The organism is Subtercola boreus, from assembly GCF_003399645.1.
GTDB classification, from domain to species: Bacteria; Actinomycetota; Actinomycetes; order Actinomycetales; family Microbacteriaceae; genus Subtercola; species Subtercola boreus_A.
Genome location: NZ_NBXD01000002.1, coordinates 294,441 through 320,327, shown reverse-complemented (window position 1 = coordinate 320,327; position 25,887 = coordinate 294,441). Strand labels below are relative to the sequence as shown.

The 25,887-nt window shown below is 66.8% G+C and carries 24 protein-coding genes; 19 read left to right on the top strand and 5 right to left on the bottom strand.

Translation table 11 applies throughout. From position 1 onward, the window contains the following. Positions 1 to 4 precede the first annotated feature (4 nt). The gene (deoC, locus tag B7R24_RS01580; protein ID WP_116417200.1) at positions 5 to 1,009 is read right to left on the bottom strand and encodes a deoxyribose-phosphate aldolase; all 1,005 of its coding nucleotides are present in this window, start codon (positions 1,007 to 1,009) and stop codon (positions 5 to 7) included. Positions 1,010 to 1,136: 127 nt separating this feature from the next. On the opposite strand from deoC, the gene B7R24_RS01575 reads away from it, so the two are divergent. From B7R24_RS01575 to B7R24_RS01565, 3 genes are all read left to right on the top strand, one after another. Then, positions 1,137 to 2,105 (top strand): ABC transporter permease, encoded by a 969-nt coding sequence (locus tag B7R24_RS01575; RefSeq protein WP_116417199.1) that lies wholly within the window; start codon positions 1,137 to 1,139, stop codon positions 2,103 to 2,105. Positions 2,106 to 2,221: 116 nt separating this feature from the next. Next, positions 2,222 to 3,040, top strand: coding sequence for an ABC transporter permease (locus B7R24_RS01570; protein ID WP_253259219.1), 819 nt, complete (start codon positions 2,222 to 2,224; stop codon positions 3,038 to 3,040). After that, positions 3,040 to 4,908 (top strand): dipeptide ABC transporter ATP-binding protein, encoded by a 1,869-nt coding sequence (locus tag B7R24_RS01565; protein ID WP_116417198.1) that lies wholly within the window; start codon positions 3,040 to 3,042, stop codon positions 4,906 to 4,908. The genes B7R24_RS01570 and B7R24_RS01565 overlap by 1 nt, the downstream gene beginning before the upstream one ends. A gap of 26 nt (positions 4,909 to 4,934) precedes the next feature. On the opposite strand, the gene B7R24_RS01560 is transcribed toward B7R24_RS01565, so the two are convergent. The 3 genes from B7R24_RS01560 to B7R24_RS01550 form a co-directional block, all read right to left on the bottom strand. Further along, positions 4,935 to 5,228 carry a putative quinol monooxygenase gene (locus B7R24_RS01560; protein WP_172582655.1) on the bottom strand — a complete coding sequence of 98 codons (294 nt, stop codon included), beginning with the start codon at positions 5,226 to 5,228 and terminating at the stop codon, positions 4,935 to 4,937. A 64-nt stretch (positions 5,229 to 5,292) separates the two neighbouring features. After that, positions 5,293 to 5,784: a hypothetical protein gene (locus tag B7R24_RS01555; RefSeq protein WP_116417197.1), complete on the bottom strand. Its 492-nt coding sequence runs from the start codon at positions 5,782 to 5,784 to the stop codon at positions 5,293 to 5,295. Between the two features lie 216 nt (positions 5,785 to 6,000). Continuing rightward, positions 6,001 to 6,834 (bottom strand): DeoR/GlpR family DNA-binding transcription regulator, encoded by an 834-nt coding sequence (locus B7R24_RS01550; RefSeq protein WP_253259205.1) that lies wholly within the window; start codon positions 6,832 to 6,834, stop codon positions 6,001 to 6,003. A gap of 193 nt (positions 6,835 to 7,027) precedes the next feature. Here B7R24_RS01550 and B7R24_RS01545 point away from each other — a divergent pair, with 193 nt between their 5' ends. The 9 genes from B7R24_RS01545 (at position 7,028) to msrA (ending at position 16,362) form a co-directional block, all read left to right on the top strand. After that, positions 7,028 to 8,311 carry an ABC transporter substrate-binding protein gene (locus B7R24_RS01545; RefSeq protein WP_116417319.1) on the top strand — a complete coding sequence of 428 codons (1,284 nt, stop codon included), beginning with the start codon at positions 7,028 to 7,030 and terminating at the stop codon, positions 8,309 to 8,311. Between the two features lie 96 nt (positions 8,312 to 8,407). Next, on the top strand, positions 8,408 to 9,328 hold the full coding sequence (locus B7R24_RS01540; RefSeq protein WP_116417195.1) for a carbohydrate ABC transporter permease: 921 nt from the start codon (positions 8,408 to 8,410) through the stop codon (positions 9,326 to 9,328). A 2-nt stretch (positions 9,329 to 9,330) separates the two neighbouring features. After that, positions 9,331 to 10,251, top strand: coding sequence for a carbohydrate ABC transporter permease (locus B7R24_RS01535; protein WP_116417194.1), 921 nt, complete (start codon positions 9,331 to 9,333; stop codon positions 10,249 to 10,251). A 55-nt stretch (positions 10,252 to 10,306) separates the two neighbouring features. After that, entirely contained in the window at positions 10,307 to 11,164 is an 858-nt protein-coding gene (locus B7R24_RS01530) for a ketose-bisphosphate aldolase (protein ID WP_116417193.1), read from the top strand. A 5-nt stretch (positions 11,165 to 11,169) separates the two neighbouring features. Continuing rightward, positions 11,170 to 12,366 carry an ADP-dependent glucokinase/phosphofructokinase gene (locus B7R24_RS01525; protein ID WP_253259203.1) on the top strand — a complete coding sequence of 399 codons (1,197 nt, stop codon included), beginning with the start codon at positions 11,170 to 11,172 and terminating at the stop codon, positions 12,364 to 12,366. A gap of 210 nt (positions 12,367 to 12,576) precedes the next feature. Beyond that, positions 12,577 to 13,518: a permease gene (locus tag B7R24_RS01520; RefSeq protein WP_367302598.1), complete on the top strand. Its 942-nt coding sequence runs from the start codon at positions 12,577 to 12,579 to the stop codon at positions 13,516 to 13,518. Next, positions 13,508 to 14,362 carry a TIGR03943 family putative permease subunit gene (locus B7R24_RS01515; protein WP_116417192.1) on the top strand — a complete coding sequence of 285 codons (855 nt, stop codon included), beginning with the start codon at positions 13,508 to 13,510 and terminating at the stop codon, positions 14,360 to 14,362. Before B7R24_RS01520 ends, B7R24_RS01515 begins: the two co-directional genes overlap by 11 nt. Then, positions 14,352 to 15,764: an Ig-like domain-containing protein gene (locus B7R24_RS01510; RefSeq protein ID WP_116417191.1), complete on the top strand. Its 1,413-nt coding sequence runs from the start codon at positions 14,352 to 14,354 to the stop codon at positions 15,762 to 15,764. Before B7R24_RS01515 ends, B7R24_RS01510 begins: the two co-directional genes overlap by 11 nt. Positions 15,765 to 15,846: 82 nt before the next feature. Next, positions 15,847 to 16,362 carry a peptide-methionine (S)-S-oxide reductase MsrA gene (gene msrA, locus B7R24_RS01505; protein ID WP_116417190.1) on the top strand — a complete coding sequence of 172 codons (516 nt, stop codon included), beginning with the start codon at positions 15,847 to 15,849 and terminating at the stop codon, positions 16,360 to 16,362. Positions 16,363 to 16,408: 46 nt separating this feature from the next. Here the strand turns inward: msrA and B7R24_RS17470 are convergent, their stop codons facing one another. Then, positions 16,409 to 16,561 carry a hypothetical protein gene (locus tag B7R24_RS17470; protein ID WP_172582654.1) on the bottom strand — a complete coding sequence of 51 codons (153 nt, stop codon included), beginning with the start codon at positions 16,559 to 16,561 and terminating at the stop codon, positions 16,409 to 16,411. Between the two features lie 116 nt (positions 16,562 to 16,677). Here B7R24_RS17470 and B7R24_RS01500 point away from each other — a divergent pair, with 116 nt between their 5' ends. The 7 genes from B7R24_RS01500 to mmsB all read left to right on the top strand — a co-directional run bounded on the left by B7R24_RS01500 (position 16,678) and on the right by mmsB (position 25,886). Then, positions 16,678 to 17,697, top strand: coding sequence for a LacI family DNA-binding transcriptional regulator (locus B7R24_RS01500; protein ID WP_116417189.1), 1,020 nt, complete (start codon positions 16,678 to 16,680; stop codon positions 17,695 to 17,697). Between the two features lie 193 nt (positions 17,698 to 17,890). Then, complete coding sequence (locus tag B7R24_RS01495; protein WP_116417188.1) at positions 17,891 to 19,552, top strand: xylulokinase; 1,662 nt, start codon at positions 17,891 to 17,893, stop codon at positions 19,550 to 19,552. Then, a complete protein-coding gene (locus tag B7R24_RS01490) occupies positions 19,549 to 20,256 on the top strand; it encodes an L-ribulose-5-phosphate 4-epimerase (protein WP_116417187.1) in 708 nt (235 codons plus the stop codon). Before B7R24_RS01495 ends, B7R24_RS01490 begins: the two co-directional genes overlap by 4 nt. Then, the gene (gene araA / locus B7R24_RS01485) at positions 20,253 to 21,770 is read left to right on the top strand and encodes an L-arabinose isomerase (protein WP_116417186.1); all 1,518 of its coding nucleotides are present in this window, start codon (positions 20,253 to 20,255) and stop codon (positions 21,768 to 21,770) included. Before B7R24_RS01490 ends, araA begins: the two co-directional genes overlap by 4 nt. Positions 21,771 to 21,863: 93 nt before the next feature. Then, entirely contained in the window at positions 21,864 to 22,997 is a 1,134-nt protein-coding gene (gene chvE, locus B7R24_RS01480; RefSeq protein ID WP_116417185.1) for a multiple monosaccharide ABC transporter substrate-binding protein, read from the top strand. Between the two features lie 115 nt (positions 22,998 to 23,112). Further along, a complete protein-coding gene (mmsA, locus tag B7R24_RS01475) occupies positions 23,113 to 24,645 on the top strand; it encodes a multiple monosaccharide ABC transporter ATP-binding protein (RefSeq protein WP_116417184.1) in 1,533 nt (510 codons plus the stop codon). Further along, on the top strand, positions 24,645 to 25,886 hold the full coding sequence (mmsB, locus tag B7R24_RS01470; RefSeq protein WP_116417183.1) for a multiple monosaccharide ABC transporter permease: 1,242 nt from the start codon (positions 24,645 to 24,647) through the stop codon (positions 25,884 to 25,886). The genes mmsA and mmsB overlap by 1 nt, the downstream gene beginning before the upstream one ends. The last annotated feature ends 1 nt before the right edge of the window (position 25,887 follow it).

Sequence of the window (25,887 nt, the reverse complement as noted above, 5' to 3'; positions counted from 1 at the left end):
AGAGTCAGTCGATGGTGACGTAGTCAGCGCCCGAATAGTGGCCGGAGGTGAGCTTCTGACGCTGCAACAGCACGTCATTGAGCAGGCTCGACGCTCCGAAACGGAACAGGTGCGGCGTCAGCCACTCCTCGCCCACGGTCTCGGCGACGGTCACGAGGTACTTGATCGCGTCTTTCGACGAACGGATGCCGCCGGCCGGCTTCACACCGATCTTCACGCCGGTCAGACGGTGCCAGTCGCGAACCACCTCGAGCATCGACAGCGTGACGGGCAGCGTTGCGGCCGGTGCGACCTTTCCGGTCGACGTCTTGATGAAGTCGCCACCGGCGAGGATCGAGAGCCAGGATGCCCGGCGCACGTTGTCGTAGGTGTTCAGTTCGCCCGTCTCGAGAATCACCTTGAGGTTCGCGAAACTGCCGTCAGCGCGGCGGCAGGCGTCTTTGACCGCGACGATCTGGTCGTGGACGAGCCCGTAGCGACCGGAGAGGAATGCGCCGCGGTCGATCACCATGTCGATCTCGTCGGCGCCGGCCGAAACGGCGTCGGCGGTGTCGGCCAGCTTCACCGCGAGCGACGCGCGCCCGCTGGGGAATGCGGTGGCGACGGCCGCAACGCTGATTCCGCCCTGGTCGGGGTCGCCGTGCGAGGCCCCGAGCGCGGCCACCGCGTCACCGACCATGTCGCCGTACACGCACACAGCGGCCACCCGCGGGGTGGTGGGGTCGGCAGCATCCGGAACCATCGCCTTGGCGACGAGCGAGCGCACCTTGCCCGGGGTGTCGGCACCCTCGAGCGTGGTGAGGTCGATGAGCTGGATGATGCGGTCGAGCGCCCACGCTTTGGACGACGTCTTGATCGAGCGGGTTCCGAGCGACGCCGCGCGCTGCTCGAGCCCGACCGCATCGACACCCGGGATGCCCTCGAGGTAGCGGCGGAGGTTCGAATCGGTCAGCTCACCGCCGACCAGGTCGCGGGCCAGCGTGCCGGCCGGGAGGGTGTCTATCGTCATGGCTTCTCCAAGCATCTCGAACAACGACGTTATACCCATCGGCTTGGGGAAGCCGCAACGGCTGCGGCTGGGAATGCGGCGGCCAGACGGCTGGGGCGGTGCGGGTGGGAGCGCCTAGGCTCGTCACGTGACGACCCTCGCCAGCGCCCCGCCCCGGAGGCCGCTCGGCGCGCTGACCTGGGTGGGCAGCCGTCTCGCCGGGGCGCTGTTCGTACTGTGGGCGGTCGCCACGCTCATCTTCTTCGGCATCAGGCTCATTCCCGGGGACCCGGCCGAAGCGATTCTCGGTGGACCGGGATCGCGTGCGACGCCCGAGGCGCTGGCCCAGGCCCGCGCCGAGTTCGGTCTCGATCAGCCGCTCCTCACCCAGTACCTGCACGAACTCGGCCGGCTCGCCTCTTTCGACTTCGGTACGTCGTATGCACTGAAGGTGCCGGTGGCCCAGGTGCTCCTCGACGGGTTGGGCAACACGCTCGTGCTGGCCATCGCGTCGCTCGCGGTGGCGTGGCTGCTCGCGATCGCACTCGCGCTGTGGGCGACTCGGGGTGGGCGGGTCGCGGGCGCCGTGTCGACGGTGCTCGAGATCGTTGCGGCGGCCGTGCCCAACTTCTGGCTCGGAACGATCCTCATCCTGGTGTTCAGCGTGGCGCTGGGGTGGCTGCCGGCGATCAGCACCCCGGGCATCCCGGGCCTGGTGCTGCCCGTGCTGACGCTGGCGGTTCCGCTGGCCGGTTTCCTGGGGCAGCTCATGCGCGAGTCGGTGCTGAACGCTCTGGATGCCCCGTTCGTGGTCTCGGCGCGCGCGCGGGGTGAGAGCGAGACCGGGGTTCGGCTGATCCATGCCCTGCGGCACGCCGCCCTGCCCGCGATCAGTCTCTCGGGCTGGGCGTTCGGATCGCTCATCAGCTCTGCGGTGGTGGTGGAGACGGTGTTCGCCCGGCCCGGGCTAGGCCGTACCCTGCTGAACGCGGTGTTGATCAGGGACGTTCCCGTCGTCATCGGCGTAGTGATGGTGGTGGCGCTGGTGTACATCGTCGTGACGATCGCGACAGATCTCGCCGACCGGATCGCCGACCCGCGATTGCGCGGCCGGTGAGCGGCTCGGCGGGGGCGCCGCTGCTGCCCGGCTCGGCTGGTGCGGCGCGCACCGGCCGCGGCTCGGCGCCGGTGCGGGCGCCTGGCGAACCGTCGTTGCGGGAGGCGGGTGCCGGCATCCGGAGCCTCGGGCGACCGCGACCGCGACCGGCCGAGGTCGTCTCGGCCGTCATTCTGATACTGCTGGTCGCCGCTGCCCTCGCGCCGCAGCTGTTCACGGCCACCGATCCCCTCGCGATCGCGCCTGCCAGCGCCTTCACTCCGCCCTCGCCCGGGCACTGGTTCGGTACCGACGAATCGGGCCGCGACATCTTCACCCGCGTCATCTACGGCGCGCGCACCTCTCTGCTCATCGGCCTCTGCGCGACGGCGATCGGGATGCTTCTTGCCCTCCTGCTCGGATCGCTCGCCGGGCTCGGCCCGCGGCCCGTCGATTTCGGGGTCAACCGGCTGCTCGAAGTGCTCTTCGCGTTCCCGGGACTGCTGCTCGCGCTCGTCTTCATCACGATCTTCGGAGTCGGCGTGACAAGCGCAACGGTAGCGGTGGGGCTGGCGACCGCGCCCGGGTACGCGCGCATCATCCGGTCGGAGATCCGGTCGATCCGGTTGTCGGGGCACATCGAGGCGGCCGTGGTGCTCGGGCGGAGCCCCGCGCAGATCTTCCGCCGCAACATCCTGCCGAACGTGGCGGCAGGTCTGTTCGCGCTCGCCACACTCGGGGTCGGGCAGGCCATCGTGTGGGCATCGGCGCTCAGCTTCCTCGGACTCGGGGCGGTGCCGCCCGCTGCCGAATGGGGCGCGATGCTGTCGGCCGGGCGTACCTACATCTCTCTTGCGTGGTGGCTGACCTTCTTTCCGGGTGCGTTCGTGGTGCTGAGCGCCGCAGCGGCGACCGTGCTCGGCCGCAGCCTCCAACGCCGCAACCGGGAGCGCTGATGAGCGAACCAGATGCCGCGCCCGCGCCTGACGTGCCCACGCCCACGCCTGCGCCCGCGCCCGCGGGCGCGGCGACCTCTGCGCCGGTGCTCGACGTGCGGAACCTCCGTGTCGCGTTCCGTTCCGGCCGCGAGCTCACCACCGTTGTCGAGGGCGTCACCTTCGCGCTCGCGCCGGGGCAGTGCCTCGCGCTGGTGGGCGAATCGGGGTCGGGCAAGAGCGTGACGGCCCGCAGCATCCTGGGCCTGGCGGGCGACAGTGCCGTGACGAGCGCCGAATGCCTCCGCGTGAACGGGGCAGACGTGCTCGAGCTCACGCCCTCGAAGCTCCGCGCCCTGCGCGGCGCCTCCGCCGGGCTGGTGCTGCAGGATGCCCTCGTCTCGCTCGATCCGCTCCGCCCGGTAGGGCGCGAGATAGCGGATGCCCTGCGGCTGCACACACGCATGACCCCGTTGGCGCGGAGGGCACGTGTCGTCGAACTGCTGGCTGACGCGGGCGTGCCGGAGCCGGCGTTCCGCGCCGGGCAGCGCTCGGGCGAGCTCTCGGGCGGACTGCGCCAGCGTGCCCTCATAGCGTCGGCGATCGCGCTGGATCCGCCGCTGCTAATTGCCGACGAGCCCACCACGGCGCTCGACACGACCGTGCAGGAGCAGATTCTGCGGCTGCTCGAACGGCTGAAGCGGGAGGGAACCGCGGTGCTGCTCATCAGCCACGACCTGGCGGTGGTCGCACGCATCGCCGACACGATCGCGGTCATGACGGGCGGCCGCATCGTCGAGCAGGGCCCCGCGGCAGAGGTGCTCGGGGCGCCCCGGCACGAGTACACCAGGCGCCTCATCCGCGCAGTTCCCGCGGGTCGCCCCCGCGGTGCCCGCCTGACGCCACCCCCCGCACCCGTACCCGCGCCCACCCCCCTCACCCCCGCACCCGCACCCCCCGCACCCACACCCACGCCCACACCCACGCCCACGCCCACGCCCACGAAGGGGCCCATATCGTGGCAACCCTCCCGGGGTGGAACGATATCGGCCCCTTCGATGCCTCCCGAGGGCGCGGGTGCGGGCGCAGGCGCAGAGGAGCGCGGACGCGCGGGCGGGCGCGACGTGGTGCTCGAGGCGCGGGGGCTCGTGAAGAGGTATGCGGGCGCCGACGGCGGCAGCCGCAGCGTGGTGGACGACGTCTCGGTGGTGCTGGAGCGCGGACGCACCCTCGGACTCGTCGGCGAGTCGGGTTCGGGCAAGACCACCGTCGCGCGGCTGGTGCTCGGCATCACCGCACCCGACGCCGGAACAGTGACCCTCGACGCCCAGCCGTGGAGTGCCCTCACCGAGCGCGAACGTCGCCCGCTCCGGCGGCGGATCGGGGCGGTGTACCAGGATCCGCTCGGCTCCTTCGACCCGCGGTGGACGGTGCGCGAGATCCTCACCGACGCGCTCACCTTCGGTCGCAGCATCCGGAGCCGTGCGGAGACTCGAGCCCTCACCGAGCTGCTCGACGCCGTGGGCCTGCCGCTCTCGCTCGCCGATCGTCGCCCGCTGCACCTCTCGGGCGGACAGCGCCAGCGCACAGCCATCGCCCGTGCGCTCGCGCCGCGCCCCGACATCCTCATCTGCGACGAGCCTGTGTCGGCGCTCGACGTCTCGGTGCAGGCGCAGGTGCTCGACCTGCTCGACGACCTGCAGCGCGAACGTGGCCTGAGCTATCTCTTCATTTCGCACGACCTCGGCGTCGTGCAGCACATGAGCGACACGGTCGCCGTCATGCGCGCCGGCCGCATCGTCGAGCAGGGCTCTGCGGCCGACGTCTTCGCCCACCCCGCCCACGACTACACCCAGAGCCTGCTCGCCGCCTCCCCCCGCCTCCCTTGAAGCGCGGAGGGGGGCGGCGGCGGCGGTTACAGGGTCGCAGCGGTGGTGTTGACCGTCAGCACGGGGGCCGACGCGACGATCGTACCGAGAGCGCTCTTACCCTCATCGGTGGCACGCCAGGCGCGGTACGCGTTGTCGGCCTCGATCGACTCCCAGTGCTCGACGATGGTGATGTGGGACTCGTCGGCAGCATCGACCAGAACCTCCACTCCGAGGTTGCCCTCGCGGGCGCGGGTGGCGGCCAGCACCTCGGTGATGACGCCGAGCGCGCCATCCACAGATTCGGGCTTGATGCGCAGTTCGAGCAGGGCGGTGATCATTGTTCTCCTTGAAAAAACGGATGCCCGCAACCGAACCGGCAGCGGAACGGCGGGGCGGTGGGGGTCAGAGGGCCAGTGCCTCGGCGTAGTCCTCGAAGTAGACGGTGGCGAGGGGGAGGGTGTCGAAGCCGAGCACGGCGCCCTTGGCGTCGGCGGTGTGCAGCACTCGATAACCGGATGCGACGTGCTCGATCTCCCCCAGCATCCCGAGCTGCTCGTCGACGACGAACCAGCGGCCGAGGTCCCATTCGTGGATGGTGACGTGGCAGGTGCGCGGCACGGGTTCACAGGCGACGCACGCCGGCTCGACGGCGTGCGGCAGCGCCCGGGTGAGGGAGAGCAGAACGAGGGGCGCAGCATCCCGCAGCTGGTGGGCGCAACTCAGGCCGAGCGCAGCGACGGCGGCCGGGCTGGGGAGGTGGCCCGCTTCGAGCCCCACACGGGCGGATTCGAAACCCACGCGGGCCGATTCGAGGCCGACGCGAGCCGTCTCCAGCCCGACGCGGGCGGCCTCGAGGCCCTCACGCGCCGCTCGGAAGGGTTTGGCACTCAGCATGCGGCATCCTTCCGGTCGTGAGAAGTCCCCGATGCGAAAACGAACACCGACGTCTGACATCCAGTATCCCGCAGATGCGTCGACGCCGCGCCGGGAATGTGACTCCGCGCGGGGAATATGCCGCCACGTCGACCCGTCGGTGCGCCGTCACCCCACTCCGCGCACTCAGATCCTTCCGCACGCGCGACCTTCCGCAGGCTCAACCCCTCCGCACACTCACCCCACCCGGTCGGGCGGCAGAAGCACCTGCACCCCGTTGCGCTTCAGCGCGGCCGCGAGTTCGGGCGGCGGCGCCTCCTCCGTGATGAGGTAGTCGGCGGTGCCGAGCTCGGCGACCTGCGCGAAGAGCGGCGGACCGAACTTCGACGAGTCGGCGAGAATCGCGACCCGCGACGCCCGCGAGATCATCTCCCCCATCATCACGGCCTCGCCCACGTTGCTCGTCGAGTACCCCACATCGGCCGACACCGCACCGACCGAGATCAACGCCAGGTCGCACCGGAGCTCGAGGTCGCCGCTGCGGCCGGCGACACGGAAGTTGATGGGGCCGATCGTCGACTGCCCGGCGAACCGCACCGCACCGCCGAAGATGTAGAGGTCGTTGACAGCCTTCGGCGACACCTCCGCTGGAATGCGCAGGTTGTTGGTGGCGATGGTGAGTTCCCGGTGATCACGCAGATGCCTGGCCAGCGCCAGCGACGTCGTGCCGGCGTTGATCATGATGACCGAGGCGTCGTCGACGAGCGTCGCCGCGAGAGCCCCGATCTTCTCCTTCGCTGTGGTGTGCAGCTGCAGCCGCACGTCGAGCTTCTTCTCGGTGACGACCATGGCCGACCGACTGACCGCCCCGCCGTGCGTTCGAACCAGGATGCCGTCAGCGTCGAGCTGGTCGAGGTCACGCCGGATGGTGTCGCTCGACACCCCGAAACGCTCCGAGAGCACGGCGACGGTGACCTGCTCAGACTCGGCAACGAACGCGGCGATCTCGGCCTTTCGACCCGCCGGAAGACGCACGAGTTGCCCGTTCTTTCGTGCACTGCTGTCTTTCACAGAACCAGTTGTAGCAGACCGATGCGAACAAGAGCGCATTCGTGCTGTTTTTAGCATTGACGTCAAGGTTCATGCGTATTAGCATTCCAATACGCGCAGAGAAGCGCATAAAGTCGCAGTAGTTCTCAACATATACGCATCAAGCAACACCTCCCGCACCATCACGAACGCAATCACCGAAGATTGGATGAACATGAGCAACGTTGCTCGAAACCGTAAGGTCAGACTCGCCGGGGTCGTCCTCGCGACGACCGCGGTTCTTCTCACCTCTGCCTGCAGCGGCAGCAGCAGTTCCACCAGCGCAGACGGCAAGGTCACGATCGAGTTCTCGCAGTGGTGGGGCTCCGAACTCCCCGACGGCGACCTGCAGAAGATCGTCGACGGCTTCCAGGCCGAGAACCCGAACGTCACCGTCAAACTCCTGACGCAGCCCTACTCCTCCCTGCAGGACCAGACGACCACCGCCGGTGTCTCCGGAACCCTGGCCGACGTGGTCGGCCTCGACGGCGCCTGGGTCAACAACCTGGTCAAGCAGGGCGCCCTCGACAACCTCAGCACCGAGATGACGTCGACGAACTACGACGCCAGCCAGCTCTCGAGCCAGGTGCAGATCGACGGCTCCACCTACGCCATCCCGGTGGTCAACTTCGTCTACCCCCTCTTCACGAACGACGACCTGCTCGCACAGGCCGGCGTCACCACTCCCCCGGCCACGCGCAGCGAGTTCCTCACCGATGCCAAGGCGATAACAGAGAAGACCTCGGCCAAGGGCTGGATCCTTCCGCTTGGCACGACCAACCCCAACGGCGTGCAGAACGACGTGATGTCGTGGCTCTGGGCTTCCGGCGGAAGCATGCTGAAGGACGGCCAACCCGACCTCACCAACGACGGCGTGAAGAGCGCGGTCGACTACGTGAAGTCGCTCTATGACGCCAAGGTCGTGGCCGACGGCACCTTCACGCTGCAGGAGCCCGACAAGGTGACCCAGTTCACGAACGGCCAGGTCGGCATGATGGTCGACTCGCTCGCCCACATCACCACCATCCGGAAGGCCAACCCCGACCTGAAGTTCAGCATCTCTGCCGTTCCCGCGGCGGACAGCTACACCGGCAAGCGTGGCATCCCGTTCGCCTCCTGGGGCATCGGCGTCTCCGACAAGTCCGAGCACAAGGCCGAAGCGTGGAAGTTCGTGCAGTACATGATGAGCAAAGACGTCAACGCGAACATCTCCAGCCTCGCCCACGGCTTCCCGGCGAACAGCACGGCGACGCCCGACTTCACCGGATCCGACCCCCTCTACGAAGAGGCGTTCAAGATCTACCAGGCCGGATACCCCGCCAACGAGTTCGTCGGACTGCCGACCTCCGACCAGCTGATGCGCGACTTCGACACCAACTTCCAGAAGACACTGAACGGCGACGGGAGCGTGGGCGACATGCTCAGCAGCACCCAGGACAGCTGGAAGAAAGCCTTCTAGGCGGGCACTGACACCACACGTGCACCCAGCGGGCCGCGCCACGGCCGAGACACCACCGCGGCGCGGCCCCATCCGCTGTAAGAAAGAAGGACCACCATGACTGCTCTTCGAGCGGGACGCCCCCTGTCCCGGTTCGGCTCCACCCGGCTGGCGCGCAAGGGCACTCCCTACGGGTTCGTCGCCCCCACCGCGATTCTCCTCATCGCCCTGATGGTGGTGCCGATCATCCTGGTGATCGGCTACTCGGTCTCAGACGGTGCGATCACCACCAAGAACGCCTCGTTCGCCGGTCTCACCAACTACGTCACACTGCTGACGGACCCGGAGTTCTGGAACGCGGCGCTCAACACGCTCATCTTCACGGTCTCGAGTGTGGTCGCCCACCTGCTCATCGGCCTCGGCTTCTCGATGATGCTGAACTCGAAGCTCATCGGATCGGTACCGCGGGCCTTCTTCCGCGTCATCTACATCCTCCCGTGGCTGTTCACCGCCGCTATCATCGCGGTGCTCTGGCGGTTGCTGCTCGACCCGCAGGGCGTCATCAACTACCTGTTGCAGTCGGTGCATCTCACTGACAGCCCCGTCGCCTGGTTCGGCGACCCGGGCACGGCACTGCTCGCGGTGACGGTCATGAACATCTGGGCCGGCTATCCGTTCTTCATGATCAGCCTGCTGGCAGGCCTGCAGGGTGTGCCCGCAGACCTCTACGAGGCGGCTCGGGTCGACGGGGCGTCGCCCTGGCAGCAGTTCCTCAACGTGACGCTGCCGCAGCTGCGTCCGATCATCATCTCGATGGCGATGCTCGATGTGCTCTGGACCACGCAGCAGTTCGCCCTCATCTGGCTCACCACCGGCGGCGGGCCGATCAGCGTCACCGAGATGCTGAGCACCTTCACCTACAAGCTCGCGTTCACGGGCTTCGATTTCTCGATGGCCTCGGCGAGCGCCGTGATCGTTCTGGTCTTCTCGCTCATCGTCGCCATCTTCTACGTACGCTCGCAACGATCGGAGAGCTGATCATGGCCGACGCCATCATCACCCGCACACCCGCCAGGGCCGTTCCGAAGGCCCGGGCCGCGAACCGCGCCGATGCACTCGCGATCCACCGCGCGCCCCGCAAGATCGGCCTGCGCATCGCGCTCGTCATCGGTCTGCTGGTCGGTGCCGTGTTCGCCGGCTTCCCGGTGTTCTGGATGCTCATCAGCAGCTTCAAGACGAACACCGAGATCTTCGCGTACCCACCGCAGATCATCACGCAGGGGTTCAGTTTCGATGCCTACCTCGCCGTACTGAACGACCCGGAGGAGATCCGGTTCTTCATCAACAGCTACGTGGTGGCCCTGTCGGTGACCGCGCTGACCGTGCTGTTCGCCATTCTGGCGGCCTACGCGTTCAGCCGGTACGAGTTCCGCGGCAAGCGCATCATGAACGTGATCATCATCGGCACCCAGGCCGTGCCACCGATCGCCCTGATTATCCCGTTCTTCGGGCTGATGGTCTCGCTCGGTCTGTACAACACCTATGCGGGCCTGATCCTGACCTACATCGTGTTCACGCTCCCCTACGCGATCATCATGATGACCGCCTACTTCAACACCCTCCCGAAGGAGCTCGACGAGGCGGTGAAGGTGGATGGCGCCGGCGCCTGGACGGCCCTCTGGCGCATCCTGGTGCCGATCTCAGTGCCCGGTATCGTCTCGGTCGCCGTCTACACGTTCATGATCTCGTGGAACGAGTACCTGTTCGCGCTCACCCTGACGCGAACCAATGACCTGCGGACCGTTCCCGTCGGCATCCAGCTGCTGATCGGGCAGAACTCCTACGAGTGGAACCAGATGATGGCCATCTCGATCATGGGCAGCATCCCGGTTCTGCTTCTCTTCCTCGTCTTTCAGCGCTACTTCATAGGCGGACTCACCTCCGGCTCCGTGAAGAGCTGACCCCTTCGTTTTCACCCTCCCCCCGCACCACCCCTATTAAGGAGAACAACCAGCTATGTTGATGAACGGCAAAGACCTGCTCGCAGTCGCCAACGAACACAAGTTCGCGATTCCGGCCTTCAATGTCAGCGACTACGCGATGATGAACGGTCTCTTCGAGATCAGCGAGGAGAAGAACGCACCGATGATCGTGGCCATCCACCCCGACGAGGTGAGCCACCTGGGCGTCGAGGCGATCCTCGCCATCCGTGAGCGGGCCCACAAGTCGAGCGTGCCGGTCGCCATCCACTGGGACCACGGTGGGTCGTACGAGCAGATGCTGACGGCCATCCAGTCGGGCTTCACCTCCGTGATGATCGACATGTCGATGCAGCCCTTCGATGAGAACGTGGCCGTCACCCGCCGCGTCGTCGACACCGCACACAGAGTGGGCCTCTCGGTCGAGGGCGAGCTCGGCACCATCGGAAAGCTCGACGAAGAGGCTGAGGAGGGCGGCGAGATCATCTACACCGTGCCGTCGGAGGCCGTCGACTTCGTGCACCAGACCGGTGTCGACAGCCTCGCCATCGCCATCGGCACCAGCCACGGCCTGTACCCGAAAGATCTCGACCCCAAGCTGCGCATCGATCTCCTGCAGGAGATCAAGGCACTGCTGCCGATTCCGCTCGTACTGCACGGTGGCTCGAACAACCCCGATACCGAGATCGCCGAGGCCGTGAAGTACGGCATCAACAAGATCAACATCTCCAGCGACATCAAGGCGGCCTACCACGACGCCATGCGCATCGAGCTCGAGAACAAGAGCCTGCGCGAGCCGAACACCATCCAGCCGCCGGCGATCGCCGCCATGAAGAAGGTCGCCGCGCACAAGATCGACCTGTTCAACGCTGCCGGCAAGGCCGAGCTGTACTGAGCATCATGGTGAGCTCCGAAACCGTACTGGGCCTCGGCGGCACCGTCGACTACGAGATCGACTGGCAGTCGTCGGTGCTCGAGGCCCTGGCACTCGACTACGGTGTGACGGCCTCGGAGCTCACCACCCACCGCCCGATCGCGAGCGAACGGGACCTCGTGGTCTCAGTGCTCGCGTTCCTCGAAGCCGGTTCCGGGGGAGAGCGCTTCGTCGCCTCCTCCGGCATCGTCGAGCAGTTCGCCGCCCGCTTCACCAGCCGCATCACCCTCGGTGGAACAGGGGTACGTGCTGCGTTGGCGATGCAGGTGCTGGGAGTCACGAGCATCCTGCATCTGGTGAGCATCGACGACCACGTCAGGCGCCTGCTGCCGCCCGGCTGCGGCTACGTCAGCAGTGCCCTGCGCGACACGACCGACCCGCACCTGATCATCCAGTACCCCGTCGGAGCGACGGTGCGCCTCGGCGAGGTCACTCTCACCGCGACGCACGCCAACCGGCTCATCTACTCCAACGACCCGCCGAACCAGACGCTTTACCTGGCCGACGATCTGCCGCAAGCGCTCGCGGATTCCTCGCTCTTTCTCATCTCGGGTTTCAATTCGATGCAGGATGCCGCGGCCCTCGACGAGCGCCTCGGCCAACTCCGCGCCGCCATGCGTTCGCTGCCGCCCGGGGCGACGGTGTGCTACGAAGACTCCGGATTCCACCGTCCCGAACTCAACGTGCGGGTTCGCGACGCGCTGCTCGAGTTCATCGACGTCTACTCGATGAACGAAGACGAACTCGAGAACCACCTCGGTCGGCCGGTCGACCTGCTCGACGCCGGCGACGTGCAGAAGGCGCTGGGCGACATCCGGTGGCTCATTCCGGCCCGCCAACTGGTGGTGCACACGAAGTTCTGGTCGGCGGCGATCGGTGAGAGTGCGCACCGTTACCGCCAGGCCCTGCAGGGCGGCATCCTGATGGCGAGCACACGGTACCGCTTCGGCGACTCGTTCACCCTCGCCGACTACGAGGGGATGATGCTCGAACAGCTGAACCCCCGGGGTGTGGCGCTGGCCTCCGCGCTCGAGGCCGCGCTGCCCAGGGCCGTCTTCATCCCGGCCTTCCTGCTCGAAGACCCGGCACCCACCACGATCGGTCTCGGTGACTCCTTCGTGGGCGGCTTCATCGCGGCCCTCCGCCGGGGCCGCGCCGTCTGAGCGAGTCTGCGCTGCGCCGTCTGAGCAAACGGTCAGCGACACCCTCAATACACTGGGGACGAACCTCGGGAGGGCCCACTGTCTCGTTCGCTGACCCACGAGCCGCCGCGTGGCGACGCGTCGCACCGTGACTCGTCGCCACGCGAGCCGTCCCTCCGCGAGCTGACCGCTTCGGAGTTCCAGTGGGCCCCGGTCGTCGGCGTCGTCGCGGTGCTGGTGCTGCTGGGCATCCGGTACCTCACCCCGGCCTCGGTGACCGAGTGGATGACCGACCCGGCCCGTGACTTCGTCACTCTCTCGATCAGCGTCATCATCGAATCGCTGCCCTTCGTCTTTCTGGGCATCGTGCTGTCGAGCCTGGTGCAGGTGTGGCTGCCGGAGGGGTTCCTGCTGCGCCGCTTGCCGCGGAATCCGGCGCTTCGCCGTTTCACGATCTCGCTGCTCGGGGTTCTGCTGCCGGTCTGCGAGTGCGGCAACGTTCCGCTCGCGCGCGGGCTCATCATGAGCGGGCTGACGGTGGCCGACTCGATGACCTTCCTCTTCGCCGCGCCCATCATCAACCCGATCACGATCGTCACGACGTACCAGGCGTTCGGCTGGAACGACGGCATCCTGGTCTCCCGCATCATCGGCGGGCTGCTGATCGCCAACCTGGTCGGCTTCATCTTCAGCCGCCACCCGTCCCCCGAGAAGCTGCTGACGACGGGGTTCCAGGAGGCGTGCGCCATCGACGAGGCGGCCCCCCGCAACCGCCGGGTGCGCCGCACCTTCCTGCAGTTCTCGCGCGAGACCAGCGCCATGATGCCGGCGCTCTTCATCGGGGCCGGCATTGCGGGGTTCATCCAGGTGGCGGTCTCGCGCAACGTGCTGGTGGCGCTCGGCAGCAATCCGCTCTGGTCGGTGCTGGCGCTGATGACCCTCGCGTTCGTGGTGGCGATCTGCTCGAACGTCGATGCGTTCTTCATTCTGTCGTTCGGATCGACCTTCCTACCGGGCGGCATCGTGGCGTTCCTGGTTTTCGGACCGATGATCGATGTGAAGATGCTCGCACTGCTGCGCACGACGTTCACAGCAAAGACCCTCGTGCAGGTCAGTATCCTGATCGCGATGTGTGCAGCGACTCTCGGACTGGCGGTCAACTATGTCTTTTAGCCGTCTCGTCTCGCGCTGGCAGGGTCTCGCGCTCAGCCTCATCGGCGTCACAGCGACCGTCTGGCTGGGGTTCGCCGGGCAGCTCGGGCTCTACATCCACCCCCGCTACTACGTCTTCACGCTGGTCATGGCCGCGATCGCGGTGGTGCTGATCGTGGGCGCGTTCGCGGTGGTGCCGACGGAGGGCGACGACGACGCGCACGACCACGCACCGGGCGGGCACGAGCACGCACACGACCACGCTGCGGGCGGGCACGACCTCCACCCGGCCGCCGTCGCGCGATCCGGGCGCTCCCCGCGCACCCGCAGGCTCCGGATGCTCACCGGCACCGCCGCGAGCCTCGCCGTCGTCGCGGCCGCTGTCACCGCCCTGCTCGTGGTGCCGCCCACGACGCTCACCTCCTCGACGGTCGCGCAGCGCAGCATCAACAACGCCTCCGCCACTCTGCCGGGCGAAGGCTCGGCCAGCGCTGCGAGCGCCGGTGACGACACCTCCTCGTACACAGTGAAGAACTGGTCGCTGCTGATGCGCCAGGGCGTCGGGCTCGACTACTTCGACGGCCGGGCCGCCACCGTCACCGGCTTCGTCACCCCCGATGCCGACGACCCCGACAACGTGTTCTTCGTCGCCCGATTCGTGGTCACCTGCTGCGCGGTCGACGCCCAGCCGGTGGGGGTCGCGGTCTACCGACCGGGCTGGCAGAGCTCGTACCCCACCGACAGCTGGGTGAGTGTCGACGGCACCTTCGGGGCCGACCCGAGCGTTCTGAGTACCGCGAACATCGTGCTGCAGCCCGACGCGATCACGGGCATCGCCCAGCCCTCCGATCCCTATGTCTACTGACGCCGATCTGACGGGGCCGCCGAGGGCTGCGCCGTCGTCTCGCGCGTTCCGGCGGCTGCTGTACGGCAGCATCGCGGTGTTCGCGCTGCTCGCCCTCGGCCTCGTCGCGCTCAACCTCTCCCAGGGCCCCCGCCTCACCTCCGCCCAGCTCAACGTGCAGACCAGTGTCGAGCGGGCGGGCCAGCGCCTGCTGCTCGAGTCCAACGAGGTCCTCGCGCCCGTCGGTGACGCGCAGATCAGCGTCACCCCATCTGTCGGCGTGGCGACGACATCGAACCAGACGAGCATCCAGGTCGAGTTCACCAGCATCCTGGAGTACAACACCACCTACACGGTGACGGCGACCGGCGTGAAGAGCGCCTCCCAGAACGCCGAATCGACCTTCAGTTACTCCTTCACCACACCCGACGCGAACGTGGCCTTCCTGGTGCCCGGTTCCGCGGTGTCGACCGCGGAACCGGCTCCGGATGACCGGATCGAACGCGCCTCGCTGACCGGAGGTACGACCGAGACCCTCTACAGCGCGCCGCACATCAGCAGGTTCGCGACAATGGGACAGAAACTCGTCGTCGCCACGACGGACGCCGACGGCTACGACCTTCTCGACATCATCACCCCCGACGGATCTGCCGCGCCCATACCCGTGCAGCTCGCAGGGCCCGGCACGGTCACCGGGCTCACGGCCTCGGCGAAGAGCAACCTGTTCGGCTACACCTATCGCGCGGCCCCGTCGCCCTACTACCCGACCGCCAATGAGCAGCTCTACATCTACGACACCACCCTCGGGCAGGCGTTCTCGATTCCGGTGACCGGCCCCGACCACGAGCTGCTCGACGTGACGAGCTGGTTCTTCGTGCCGGGAACCACCTCGCTGGTCGCCCGGAGCCCTGACGGATCGCTCTACCTCGCCGACGTGCTCGGGCTGCTCGACGGGTCGTCGGGCACCGTCGGCGTCGGGTCGGCAGATGCTCTCCAGGGGTTCGTACCCGGCACGAAGTCGCTGGTGACCGAACGGGGCGGGGCCACGTTCACCATCGACTTCGGCACACCGGGCACCCCGGTGACAGCGCCCTTTACTGAAGCGAGCGGGGCAGCCGGCGCCGGGTCAGGCGCCGGCGTCTCGCCGCCCGTCCAGACGCAGACCGCCCTGCCGCTCGACGCCTCGGGAACCGTGGTCGCCCGAAGCAGCGATGCCACCGCCCTCGTGAAGCGCGACGCCAGCGCGAGCACGACGGTGTTCACAACACCCGACGGCACCCCGATCACCCATTTCTGCCTGTCGACGAATGGTCGCTATGCCGTCACCTCGACGAGCGCAGGCACCACCTACATCCCGCTCGCCGGCTCGGCCGAACCGCGCACCTTCCCGGGCTCCCAACCCGACTGGTGCAGCGCTGGCTGACAGCTTGCTGAGAGCCTCGTCGGCAGGAACACACAGCCCCGACGCGCTGTTGTAATCGATGTTGAGTGCAAAGGAGAACACCATGGCTACAACTGAGAAGGCGATCCTCGCAGGCGGCTGCTTCTGGGGAATGCAGGACCTGATCCGCAAGCGCGCGGGCGTCGTGTCGACCCGCGTCGGCTACACCGGCGGAGACACCCCGAACGCGACCTACCGCAACCACGGCCTGCACGCCGAGGCCATCGAGATCACCTATGACCCCGCGGTCGAGACGTACCGTGACCTGCTGGAGTTCTTCTTCCAGATCCACGACCCGTCGACCAAGAACCGCCAGGGAGGCGACCGCGGCACGAGCTATCGCTCCGCGATCTACTACACCGACGACCAGCAGAAGAACACCGCTCTCGACACCATCGCCGATGTCGACGCGTCAGGCCTCTGGCCGGGCAAGGTCGTCACCGAGGTCGAGCCCGCGGGCGACTTCTGGGAGGCCGAGCCCGAGCACCAGGACTACCTCGAGGTCTACCCGAACGGGTACACCTGCCACTTCGTGCGCGCGGGCTGGAAGCTGCCGCGCCGCGAGTCAGCGGTCGCCTAGCGCTCCAGCGCTGCCGCCGGTGACGCTCCGTTGCCGGCGGTGACGCTCAGTTGCCGCCGGTGACGATGCCGTAGATCCCGGTACCGAGAAAGTAGAGGCCGACGGCCGCGACCACGATCCAGATGGTGATGCGGGCGGTGGTCGGCCTCTTGGGGCGATTGGGGTCGTCGGGCTCTTGCGGGGCGGGCGTGTAGCTCACGGGATGACCTCTACTGTCGAAAAGGGCATTGTTTCACGGATCGATGGCATGGCGCGAGCATGTGACTGTCACATCCCATTCGGACGCCCCCCATCGGGCGGGGGCATAATGGGCGGGTGGACAGCGACCCGACCCGGAACCGCGCCCCGAGCATCCGGGATGTAGCCCGCCTCGCCGGGGTGTCGCACCAGACGGTTTCGCGTGTTCTGAACAACTCCACGAGCCTTCGTGAAGAGACGAAGCAGCGCGTTCAGCAGGTGATGGACGAACTGCAGTACCGCCCCAACCGGGCGGCCCGCATGCTGGTGACGAGCCGGTCGCGCACCATCGGCGTCATCTCGGCCTCGGGCTACCAGTACGGGCCGGCCTCGAGCATCACCGCCATCGAGCAGGCAGCCCGGGCCGAAGGTTACTTCGTGAATACCGTCAACCTCGACGGCAGCGATCGGGAATCGATCGAGAAGGCGCTGAACCACCTGCTCGACCAGGCGATCGAGGGGCTGGTGGTAATTGCGCCACAGGTGCGCGTCTTCAACGCCTTCACCGAGATGAAGCTCTCCGTGCCATTCGTGACACTGCAGTCGACCGGCACCTCCGACCACGCTCTCTCGGTCGACCAGATCGCTGGCGCGCGACTGGCCACGCGCCACCTCATCGAGCTGGGGCACCGCAACATCTACCACCTCGCCGGCCCACAGGACTGGATCGAAGCCGAGGCCCGCATGCACGGCTTCCTCACCGAGATGTCGGAGAACGACGTGGCGACGACCGCGCCGATCCTCGGCGACTGGACTGCGGAGTTCGGGTACTTCGCCGGTCGCGAACTGCTGCGGGTACGCGACTTCACCGCCATCTTCTCCTCGAACGACCAGATGGCACTCGGCCTGATCCACGCGGTTCGGGACGCTGGACTCGACGTTCCCGGCGACGTGAGCATCATCGGGTTCGACGATATTCCCGAGGCCCGGCACTTCTGGCCGCCGCTGACCACCGTGCGCCAGGACTTCGCCGAACTGGGCCGCCGGGCCATCGCGCTGCTGCTCAGCGGGGGAGTCTCAGCGGGCGATCATGCCGCACCCGAGCTCATCGTTCCCGAACTCATCGTGCGCGGCAGTACCCGCGCCGTCTCGCGCTGATCCGTTCGTCGAAAGGGCCGGTGAGCCTCCGACCGACAGTTATCGAACCGTGACCGACGGGTTTCTGTCGAGGTTGACAGAGGGCCGGATTGTGGTACTAACATGAGTCCAAGCCCAATGTGACCGTTCACATGCACCGTCACAGAGTGGCTTCCTCCCGGCTCTGCCGGCCCTTCCCACGGGGGCTGTCGGCATGCCTGAACCAGACAAAGGAGTTTGCAGCGTGTCAGACGTGCCCCTCACCGCCCCGCCGGTGATCGACAGCGCCGCGACCTCCCTCGGTATCGAGCTCGGCTCCACCCGCATCAAGGTCTGCCTCATCGGCGAAGACCCCTCCGTGGTGCTCGGCGTCGGCAGCCACGACTGGGAGAACGAGTTCGAAGGCCGCGTCTGGACCTACTCTCTCGAGAACGTCTGGTCGGGCATCCGCGCCGCCTACGCCGATCTCGTCGCCGACGTCGAGCGTCGGGGCGGCGAACGCCCCGCGACCTTCGGTGCCATCGGCATCTCGGCGATGATGCACGGTTACCTTCCCTTCGGCGCAGCCGACGAGCAGCTCGTGCCGTTCCGGTCGTGGCGCAACACCACCACCGGCACCGCAGCCGCTGAGTTGACCGAGGCGTTCGGTGTCAACATCCCGCTGCGCTGGTCGATCGCCCACCTGCACCAGGCCGTGCTCGACAGCGAGCAACACGTCGGCGACGTACGCTTTCTCACGACCCTGGCCGGCTATGTGCACTGGAAGCTGACGGGCGAGAAGGTCATCGGCGTCGGCGACGCCTCGGGCATGTTCCCCATCGACGCCCAGACCGCGACCTACGATGCCGAGCTGCTCGGCCGTTACGCCGACCTCGTCGGCTCGAGGGCACCGGGCTTCGATCTCGTCGACCTGCTGCCGACGGTTCTCGTCGCCGGCACCCCCGCCGGAACGCTCACCCCCGAGGGCGCGGCCCTTCTCGACCCGAGCGGCACGCTTCAGCCGGGCGCCGTCTTCTGCCCGCCCGAGGGTGACGCCGGTACCGGCATGGTCGCCACCTGCTCCGTCGCCCCGCGCACCGGCAACGTCAGCGCCGGCACCAGCATCTTCGCCATGATCGTGCTCGAGAGCCCGCTCGAGAAGCTCCACCACGAGATCGACCTGGTCACCACCCCCGACGGCCACCCCGTCGCCATGGTGCACTGCAACAACGGCGCCAGCGAACTCGGCGCGTGGGCCGGCCTCTTCGTGCGCTTCGCCGCCGCCGCCGGTCTTCCGCTCAGCAGCGATGCCGTCTTCGAGACGCTGTTCCGCGAGGCCCTCGAGGGCGAAGCGGATGCCGGCGGCCTGTTGGCCTTCAACAATCTGGCGGGTGAACCCATCACCGGGCTCGACGAGGGCCGGCCGCTCGTCGTGCGCACCCCCGACAGCCGCCTCGACCTGGGCAACTTCATGCGCGCCCAGCTCTACGCCGCGTTCGCCACCCTCAGCCTCGGCATGCGGGTTCTGGCGTCGGAAGGCGTCGCCGTCGACCGGATGTTCGCCCACGGCGGCATGTTCCGCACCGCCGGCGTCGCACAGCGCTTCCTCGCCGGTTCCCTCGACGCACCCGTCGTCGTCACCGAGACCGCATCGGAGGGCGGCGCCTGGGGCATGGCCGTTCTCGCCTCGTACGTCGGCCCCGCAGCATCCGGAGTCTCACTCGACGACTACCTGCGCACCCGGGTCTTCGACGAGAACCAGTTCAGCCAGACCCCCGCCGACCCGGCCGATGTCGCCGGGTTCTCGACCTATCTCGACCGCTACCGCGCCGGCCTCGCCGTCGAGAGCGCAGCGATCGAGAATCTCACCCACCGAACCACGGAGCAGGCACGATGAACTACGGACCCGAAATCGAGGTGGTCATCGCGGGAATCCGTGAAGATGTGGCCCGCCTGCACTCCGAGTTGACCGCCAACGGCCTCGTCGTGTGGACCGGAGGCAACATCTCCGGCCGCGTGCCCGGCGCCGACCTGTTCGTGATCAAGCCCTCCGGTGTGCGGTACGACGAGCTCGGCCCCGACAACATGATCCTCTGCGACCTCGACGGAGAGGTGATCGCCGAGACGCCCGGCAGCAACCGCTCCCCCTCGAGCGACACTGCAGCCCACGCCTACGTGTACCGCAACATGCCGCAGGTCGGCGGGGTCGTGCACACGCACTCCACCTACGCCACGGCGTGGGCGGCCCGGGGCGAGGAGATTCCCTGCGTCATCACCGCGATGGCCGACGAGTTCGGTGGCCCCATCCCGGTCGGCCCCTTCGCCATCATCGGCGACGACTCGATCGGCGTCGGCGTGGTCGACACGCTCACCGGCCACCGTTCGCGCGCCGTGCTGATGCAGAACCACGGCGTCTTCACGATCGGCAAGAACGCCTCCGACGCGGTCAAGGCCGCCGTCATGGTCGAAGACGTGGCCCGCACGGTGCACCTCGCCCGCCAGCTCGGCGATCCGCTGCCCATCCCGCAGGATGCCATCGACGCCCTCTTCAACCGTTATCAGAACGTCTACGGACAAGCCCCCGAAGGAGCTCTCGCGTGAGCCGCATCACCCCCGATCTGCACCGCTACGAGGTCTGGTTCTTCACCGGAAGCCAGAACCTCTACGGCGACGAGACCCTGCGACAGGTCGCCGAGCAGTCGAAGACCATCGCCGACACACTCGCTGCAGCAGAAGGCATTCCCGTCACCATCGTGTGGAAGCCGGTTCTGAAGGACTCGGAGTCGATCAAGCGCGCCATCCTCGAGGCCAACGCCAATGACAGCGTCATCGGCCTGATTGCGTGGATGCACACCTTCAGCCCCGCGAAGATGTGGATCTCGGGGCTCGACGCCCTGCAGAAGCCGCTGCTGCACCTGCACACGCAGGCCAACGTCGAGCTGCCCTGGGCAGAGATCGACATGGACTTCATGAACCTGAACCAGGCCGCGCACGGCGACCGCGAGTTCGGCTACATCCAGACCCGCCTCGGCGTCGCCCGCAAGACCGTCGTCGGCCACGCCACAAACCCCGCCGTCACCGCGCAGATCGGCACCTGGTCGCGCGCTGCTGCCGGGTGGGCCGCCACGAAGACCCTGAAGCTCGCCCGGTTCGGCGACAACATGCGCTTCGTCGCCGTCACCGAGGGCGACAAGACCGAGGCCGAGCTGCGCTTCGGCGTGCAGGTCAACACCTGGGGCGTCAACGAACTGGCCGAGGCCGTTGCCCAGGCGACGGATGCTCAGATCGACTCTCTCGTCGCCGAATACGAAGAGCTCTACGATGTGGCTCCCGAGCTGCGCGCCGGTGCCGCTCGCCACGAATCGCTGCGCAATGGCGCCGCGATCGAGATCGGGCTGCGTTCGTTCCTCGAGGAGGGTGGATTCGGCGCCTTCACGACGAGCTTCGAAGACCTCGGCGCGCTCCGCCAGCTGCCCGGCCTCGCCGTGCAGCGCCTGATGGCCGACGGCTACGGGTTCGGTGCGGAGGGCGACTGGAAGACGGCCATCCTCGTGCACGCCGCCAACGTGATGGGTTCCGGACTGCCCGGCGGCGCGTCGCTGATGGAGGACTACACCTACGACCTCACCCCCGGCTCCGAAGTCATCCTCGGCGCACACATGCTCGAGGTCAGCCCCTCCCTCACCTCCGCCAAGCCGACCCTCGAGATCCACCCGCTCGGCATCGGGGGCCGCGAAGACCCCGTGCGGCTTGTCTTCACGGCCGACCCCGGCCCCGCCGTCGTCGTCGCGATGAGCGACATGCGCGACCGGTTCCGGCTCGTCGCGAACGTCGTCGAGGTCGTCGAACCCACCGCTCCCCTGCCGAAGCTGCCTGTCGGCCGCGCCGTCTGGAAGCCCGAACCCTCCTTCGAGGTCAGCGCCGCCGCGTGGCTCACCGCCGGCGCCGCCCACCACACCGTGATGTCGACAGCAGTGGGGCTCGACGCCTTCACCGACTTCGCCGACATCGCGAAGACAGAACTTCTCGTCATCGACGAGAACACAGACCTGCGCACCTTCCACCGGGAAGTGCGCTGGAACCAGGCCTACTACCGTTTGGCACAGGGCCTGTAACCACCGCAGTCACACCACTGCAGCAATCGCAACACCTTCACACAGCACCTGCTGACAACGAAGTCTCAACGCACAACTCTGAAAGGAAATACAGTGAAGAAGAAAGTTGTACTTTCCCTCCTGGCCTCAGCGGCCATGGTGGTTTCACTTGCAGCCTGCTCCTCGGGCAGCTCATCATCAGGCTCCTCCACCGACGGCGCTGCCGCGGGTGCTGGCGGTCTCATCGGCGTCGCGATGCCGACCAAGTCCTCCGAGCGCTGGATCGCCGATGGCAACAGCATCAAGACCCAGCTCGAGGCAGCCGGTTACACCGTCGACCTCGAGTACGCAGAAGACGACATCCCCACCCAGGTCAGCCAGCTCGAGAACATGATCACCAAGGGCGCCAAGGCCCTGATCGTCGCCTCGATCGACGGCACCACGCTGACGAACACGCTTCAGAACGCCAAAGACAACAACATTCCTGTCATTGCCTATGACCGCCTGATCCGTGACTCCGAGAACGTGGACTACTACGCGACGTTCGACAACTACAAGGTCGGTGTCGAGCAGGGCACGTCACTGCTCACCGGCCTCGGCGTTCTCGACGCCAGCGGCAACAAGACCGGCACCAAGGGCCCGTTCAACATCGAGCTGTTCGCCGGTAGCCCCGACGACAACAACGCCACGTTCTTCTTCAACGGCGCGATGGACACCCTGAAGCCCTACATCGCCGACGGAACGCTCGTCGTCAAGAGTGGCCAGACCGACTTCAACACGGTCGCCACCCTGCGTTGGGACCCGGCAACCGCCCAGTCGCGTATGGAGAACATCCTCACGTCGACCTACTCCGACGGAACCACGAAGGTCAACGGCATCCTGTCGCCCTACGACGGTATCTCGCGCGGTCTGATCTCGGCAGTCACGTCGGCGGGTTACACCGTCGGTGCCTCGTTCCCGATCATCACCGGCCAGGACGCTGAGCTCGACTCGGTCAAGGCCATCAACGGCGGAGAGCAGTACTCCACCGTCTACAAGGACACTCGCGAGCTCGCGAAGGTCGCCGTCGCCATGGCCAGCGCCGTTCTCGAGGGCAAGACGCCCGAGACGAACGACGACAAGACCTACGACAACGGCAAGAAGGTCGTTCCGGCCCAGCTCCTGCAGCCCGTCATCGTCACCAAGGACCTCATCAAGAGCGTTCTGATCGACGGCGGCTACTACACCGACGCTCAGGTCAACGGCTAGTCTCACCTGCACCGCTACGCTTTGCGCAAAAGCACCCAAACCTCCCGGTTTGGGTGCTTTTGCGCAAAGTCTTCACCACCCCAGCACCACCCACACACTTAGAGGAAGAGATATTGTGACCACCAATATCCTGGAAATGCTCAGCATCACGAAGACGTTCCCGGGCGTCAAGGCGCTGCAGAACGTGACGCTCGCCGTCGGCCGCGGTGAAGTCCACGCGATCTGCGGCGAGAACGGTGCGGGCAAGTCGACCCTGATGAAGGTTCTGAGCGGGGTCTACCCCTTCGGCACCTACGAAGGCGACATCGTGTTCGAGAACGAGACGATGGAGTTTCGCGACATCCGGGACAGCGAGGCCAAGGGCATCGTCATCATCCACCAGGAGCTGGCGCTCAGCCCGTTCCTGTCGATCGCCGAGAACATCTTCCTCAACAACGAGATCAAGGGCGCGTTCGGCCTGATCGACTGGAACAAGACGAACATCGAGGCCTCCAAGCTGCTCGCGCGCGTCGGCCTGCGAGAGAACCCCACCACCAAGGTGCGGGAGCTCGGTGTCGGCAAGCAACAGCTGGTCGAGATCGCGAAGGCGCTCTCCAAGCGGGTCAAGCTGCTGATTCTGGATGAACCGACCGCCGCCCTCAACGACGAGGACAGCGATCACCTGCTCGACCTGATCCTCAGCCTCAAGGGCCAGAACATCACGTCGATCATCATCAGCCACAAGCTGAACGAGATCAAGAAGATCTCCGACACCGTGACCGTCATCCGTGACGGCAAGGCCATCGAGACGATCGCCAAGCAGGACGTAACCGAAGAGCGCATCATCAAGGACATGGTGGGGCGCGACCTCGAACACCGCTACCCCGACCACACGCCCCACATCGGCGAAGAGATCCTCCGGGTCGAGAACTGGACGGCGTACCACCCGCAGGACCCGACGCGCATCATGGTCGACAACGTCAACCTCAACGTGAAACGCGGCGAGATCGTGGGCATTGCGGGGCTGATGGGAGCCGGGCGAACCGAATTCGCGATGAGCCTGTTCGGCCGCTCGTACGGAACCCGCATCTCGGGCCAGGTCTACAAGCACGGTGTCGAGATCAAGACCCGCACCGTGTCGGAGGCCATCGACAACGGCCTCGCCTACGCCACCGAAGACCGCAAGTTCTACGGCCTCAACCTGATCGAGGACATCAAGCGCAACATCTCGATGGCCTCGCTGAAGAAGCTCGAGCGCGGCGGCCTGGTCGACGACAACAAGGAGTACGAGGTCGCCGACGGCTACCGCAAGTCGATGAACATCAAGGCACCGTCGGTGCTGTCGAAGGTCGGCAAGCTCAGCGGTGGCAACCAGCAGAAGGTCGTGCTGAGCAAGTGGATCTACTCCGACCCCGACGTGCTCATTCTCGATGAGCCCACCCGCGGCATCGACGTGGGTGCGAAATACGAGATCTACACGATCATCAACCGCCTGGCGGCCGCCGGGAAGGGTGTCATCGTGATCTCGAGCGAGCTGCCCGAACTGCTCGGCATCTGCGACCGCATCTACGCGATCGCCGAAGGCCGCATCACCGGCGAACTGCCCATCGCAGAAGCCACCCCCGAAACGCTGATCAAGTACATGACCATGGAAAAGGAACGAGCCTGATGTCCAACCTCGAAACGAAGCCGTCCGACGACACGGCGGCGGGCGGCCGGGTCAACCCGGTCGAGAACAAGTTCACCACCGCGCTCAGCCACGTGCTCAGCGACCTCGGCAAGAACGGCATCTTCATCGCCCTCGTTCTGGTCGTCGTGGTCTTCCAGGTCCTCACGAACGGCGTGCTGCTCCGCCCGCAGAACGTCAGCAACCTGATCGTTCAGAACGGCTACATCCTGATCCTCGCCATCGGCATGGTGATGGTCATCGTAGCTGGCCACATCGACCTGTCGGTGGGCTCCGTCGCCGCCTTCGTCGGTGCCGTCTCCGGTGTGTTCGCCGTCAACATGGGGCTCCCGTGGTGGCTGTCGATCATCCTCTCGCTGCTGATCGGCGCCGTGGTCGGCGCCTGGCAGGGGTTCTGGATCGCGTACGTCGGCATACCCGCGTTCATCGTGACCCTGGCCGGCATGCTCATCTTCCGAGGGCTTGCCCTCGTCGTGCTCGGCAACGCGAACATCGGCTCGTTCCCCGAGGAGTACCGCGCCATCGGCAACGGCTTCCTCACGAACGTGTTCGGCGACCTGAACGTCGACCCGCTCACCATGGGCGTCGCCGCCATCGCCATCGTTGCGCTGATCGTGCAGTCGATCCGCACCCGTCGCGGTCGCCAGAGCTACGGCCAGGCCGTCGAGCCGATCGGCTGGTTCATCGGCAAGCTCGTGCTGGTCTCCGTCGTCATTCTGCTCTTCGCCTACGCCCTCGCCACCTTCAAGGGCATCCCGGTCACCCTGATCATCCTCGCCGTGCTCATCCTGATCTACGGCATGGTCATGGGCCGCTCGGTCTTCGGCCGCCACATCTACGCGATCGGCGGCAACCTCCACGCCGCTGAGCTCTCGGGCATCAAGACCCGCAACGTCACCTTCTGGTTGTTCGTCAACATGGGCGTTCTCGCGGCTCTCGCCGGTCTCGTCTTCACGGCCCGCCTGAACCTGGCCGGCCCGAAGGCCGGTGACGGCTTCGAGCTCGAGGCCATCTCTGCCGCCTTCATCGGTGGCGCGGCGGTGACCGGTGGCGTCGGAACCATCAGCGGTGCCATCATCGGTGGTCTCATCATCGGTGTGCTGAACAACGGTATGTCGATCATGGGTATCGGTATCGAGTGGCAGCAGGCCGTCAAGGGCCTCGTGCTGCTGCTGGCCGTCGCCTTCGACGTGTACAACAAGCGCCGCTCCGGCGGTCGTTGAT

What these genes read in the sequence shown, in the direction of transcription:
- deoC (WP_116417200.1), bottom strand. Translation starts at nt 1,009, where the DNA reads ATGACGATAGACACCCTCCCGGCCGGCACGCTGGCCCGCGACCTGGTC.
- B7R24_RS01565 (WP_116417198.1), top strand. Translation starts at nt 3,040, where the DNA reads ATGAGCGAACCAGATGCCGCGCCCGCGCCTGACGTGCCCACGCCCACG.
- B7R24_RS01560 (WP_172582655.1), bottom strand. Translation starts at nt 5,228, where the DNA reads ATGATCACCGCCCTGCTCGAACTGCGCATCAAGCCCGAATCTGTGGAT.
- B7R24_RS01555 (WP_116417197.1), bottom strand. Translation starts at nt 5,784, where the DNA reads ATGCTGAGTGCCAAACCCTTCCGAGCGGCGCGTGAGGGCCTCGAGGCC.
- B7R24_RS01545 (WP_116417319.1), top strand. Translation starts at nt 7,028, where the DNA reads ATGAGCAACGTTGCTCGAAACCGTAAGGTCAGACTCGCCGGGGTCGTC.
- B7R24_RS01540 (WP_116417195.1), top strand. Translation starts at nt 8,408, where the DNA reads ATGACTGCTCTTCGAGCGGGACGCCCCCTGTCCCGGTTCGGCTCCACC.
- B7R24_RS01535 (WP_116417194.1), top strand. Translation starts at nt 9,331, where the DNA reads ATGGCCGACGCCATCATCACCCGCACACCCGCCAGGGCCGTTCCGAAG.
- B7R24_RS01530 (WP_116417193.1), top strand. Translation starts at nt 10,307, where the DNA reads ATGTTGATGAACGGCAAAGACCTGCTCGCAGTCGCCAACGAACACAAG.
- B7R24_RS01525 (WP_253259203.1), top strand. Translation starts at nt 11,170, where the DNA reads ATGGTGAGCTCCGAAACCGTACTGGGCCTCGGCGGCACCGTCGACTAC.
- B7R24_RS01515 (WP_116417192.1), top strand. Translation starts at nt 13,508, where the DNA reads ATGTCTTTTAGCCGTCTCGTCTCGCGCTGGCAGGGTCTCGCGCTCAGC.
- B7R24_RS01510 (WP_116417191.1), top strand. Translation starts at nt 14,352, where the DNA reads ATGTCTACTGACGCCGATCTGACGGGGCCGCCGAGGGCTGCGCCGTCG.
- msrA (WP_116417190.1), top strand. Translation starts at nt 15,847, where the DNA reads ATGGCTACAACTGAGAAGGCGATCCTCGCAGGCGGCTGCTTCTGGGGA.
- B7R24_RS01495 (WP_116417188.1), top strand. Translation starts at nt 17,891, where the DNA reads ATGCCTGAACCAGACAAAGGAGTTTGCAGCGTGTCAGACGTGCCCCTC.
- B7R24_RS01490 (WP_116417187.1), top strand. Translation starts at nt 19,549, where the DNA reads ATGAACTACGGACCCGAAATCGAGGTGGTCATCGCGGGAATCCGTGAA.
- mmsB (WP_116417183.1), top strand. Translation starts at nt 24,645, where the DNA reads ATGTCCAACCTCGAAACGAAGCCGTCCGACGACACGGCGGCGGGCGGC.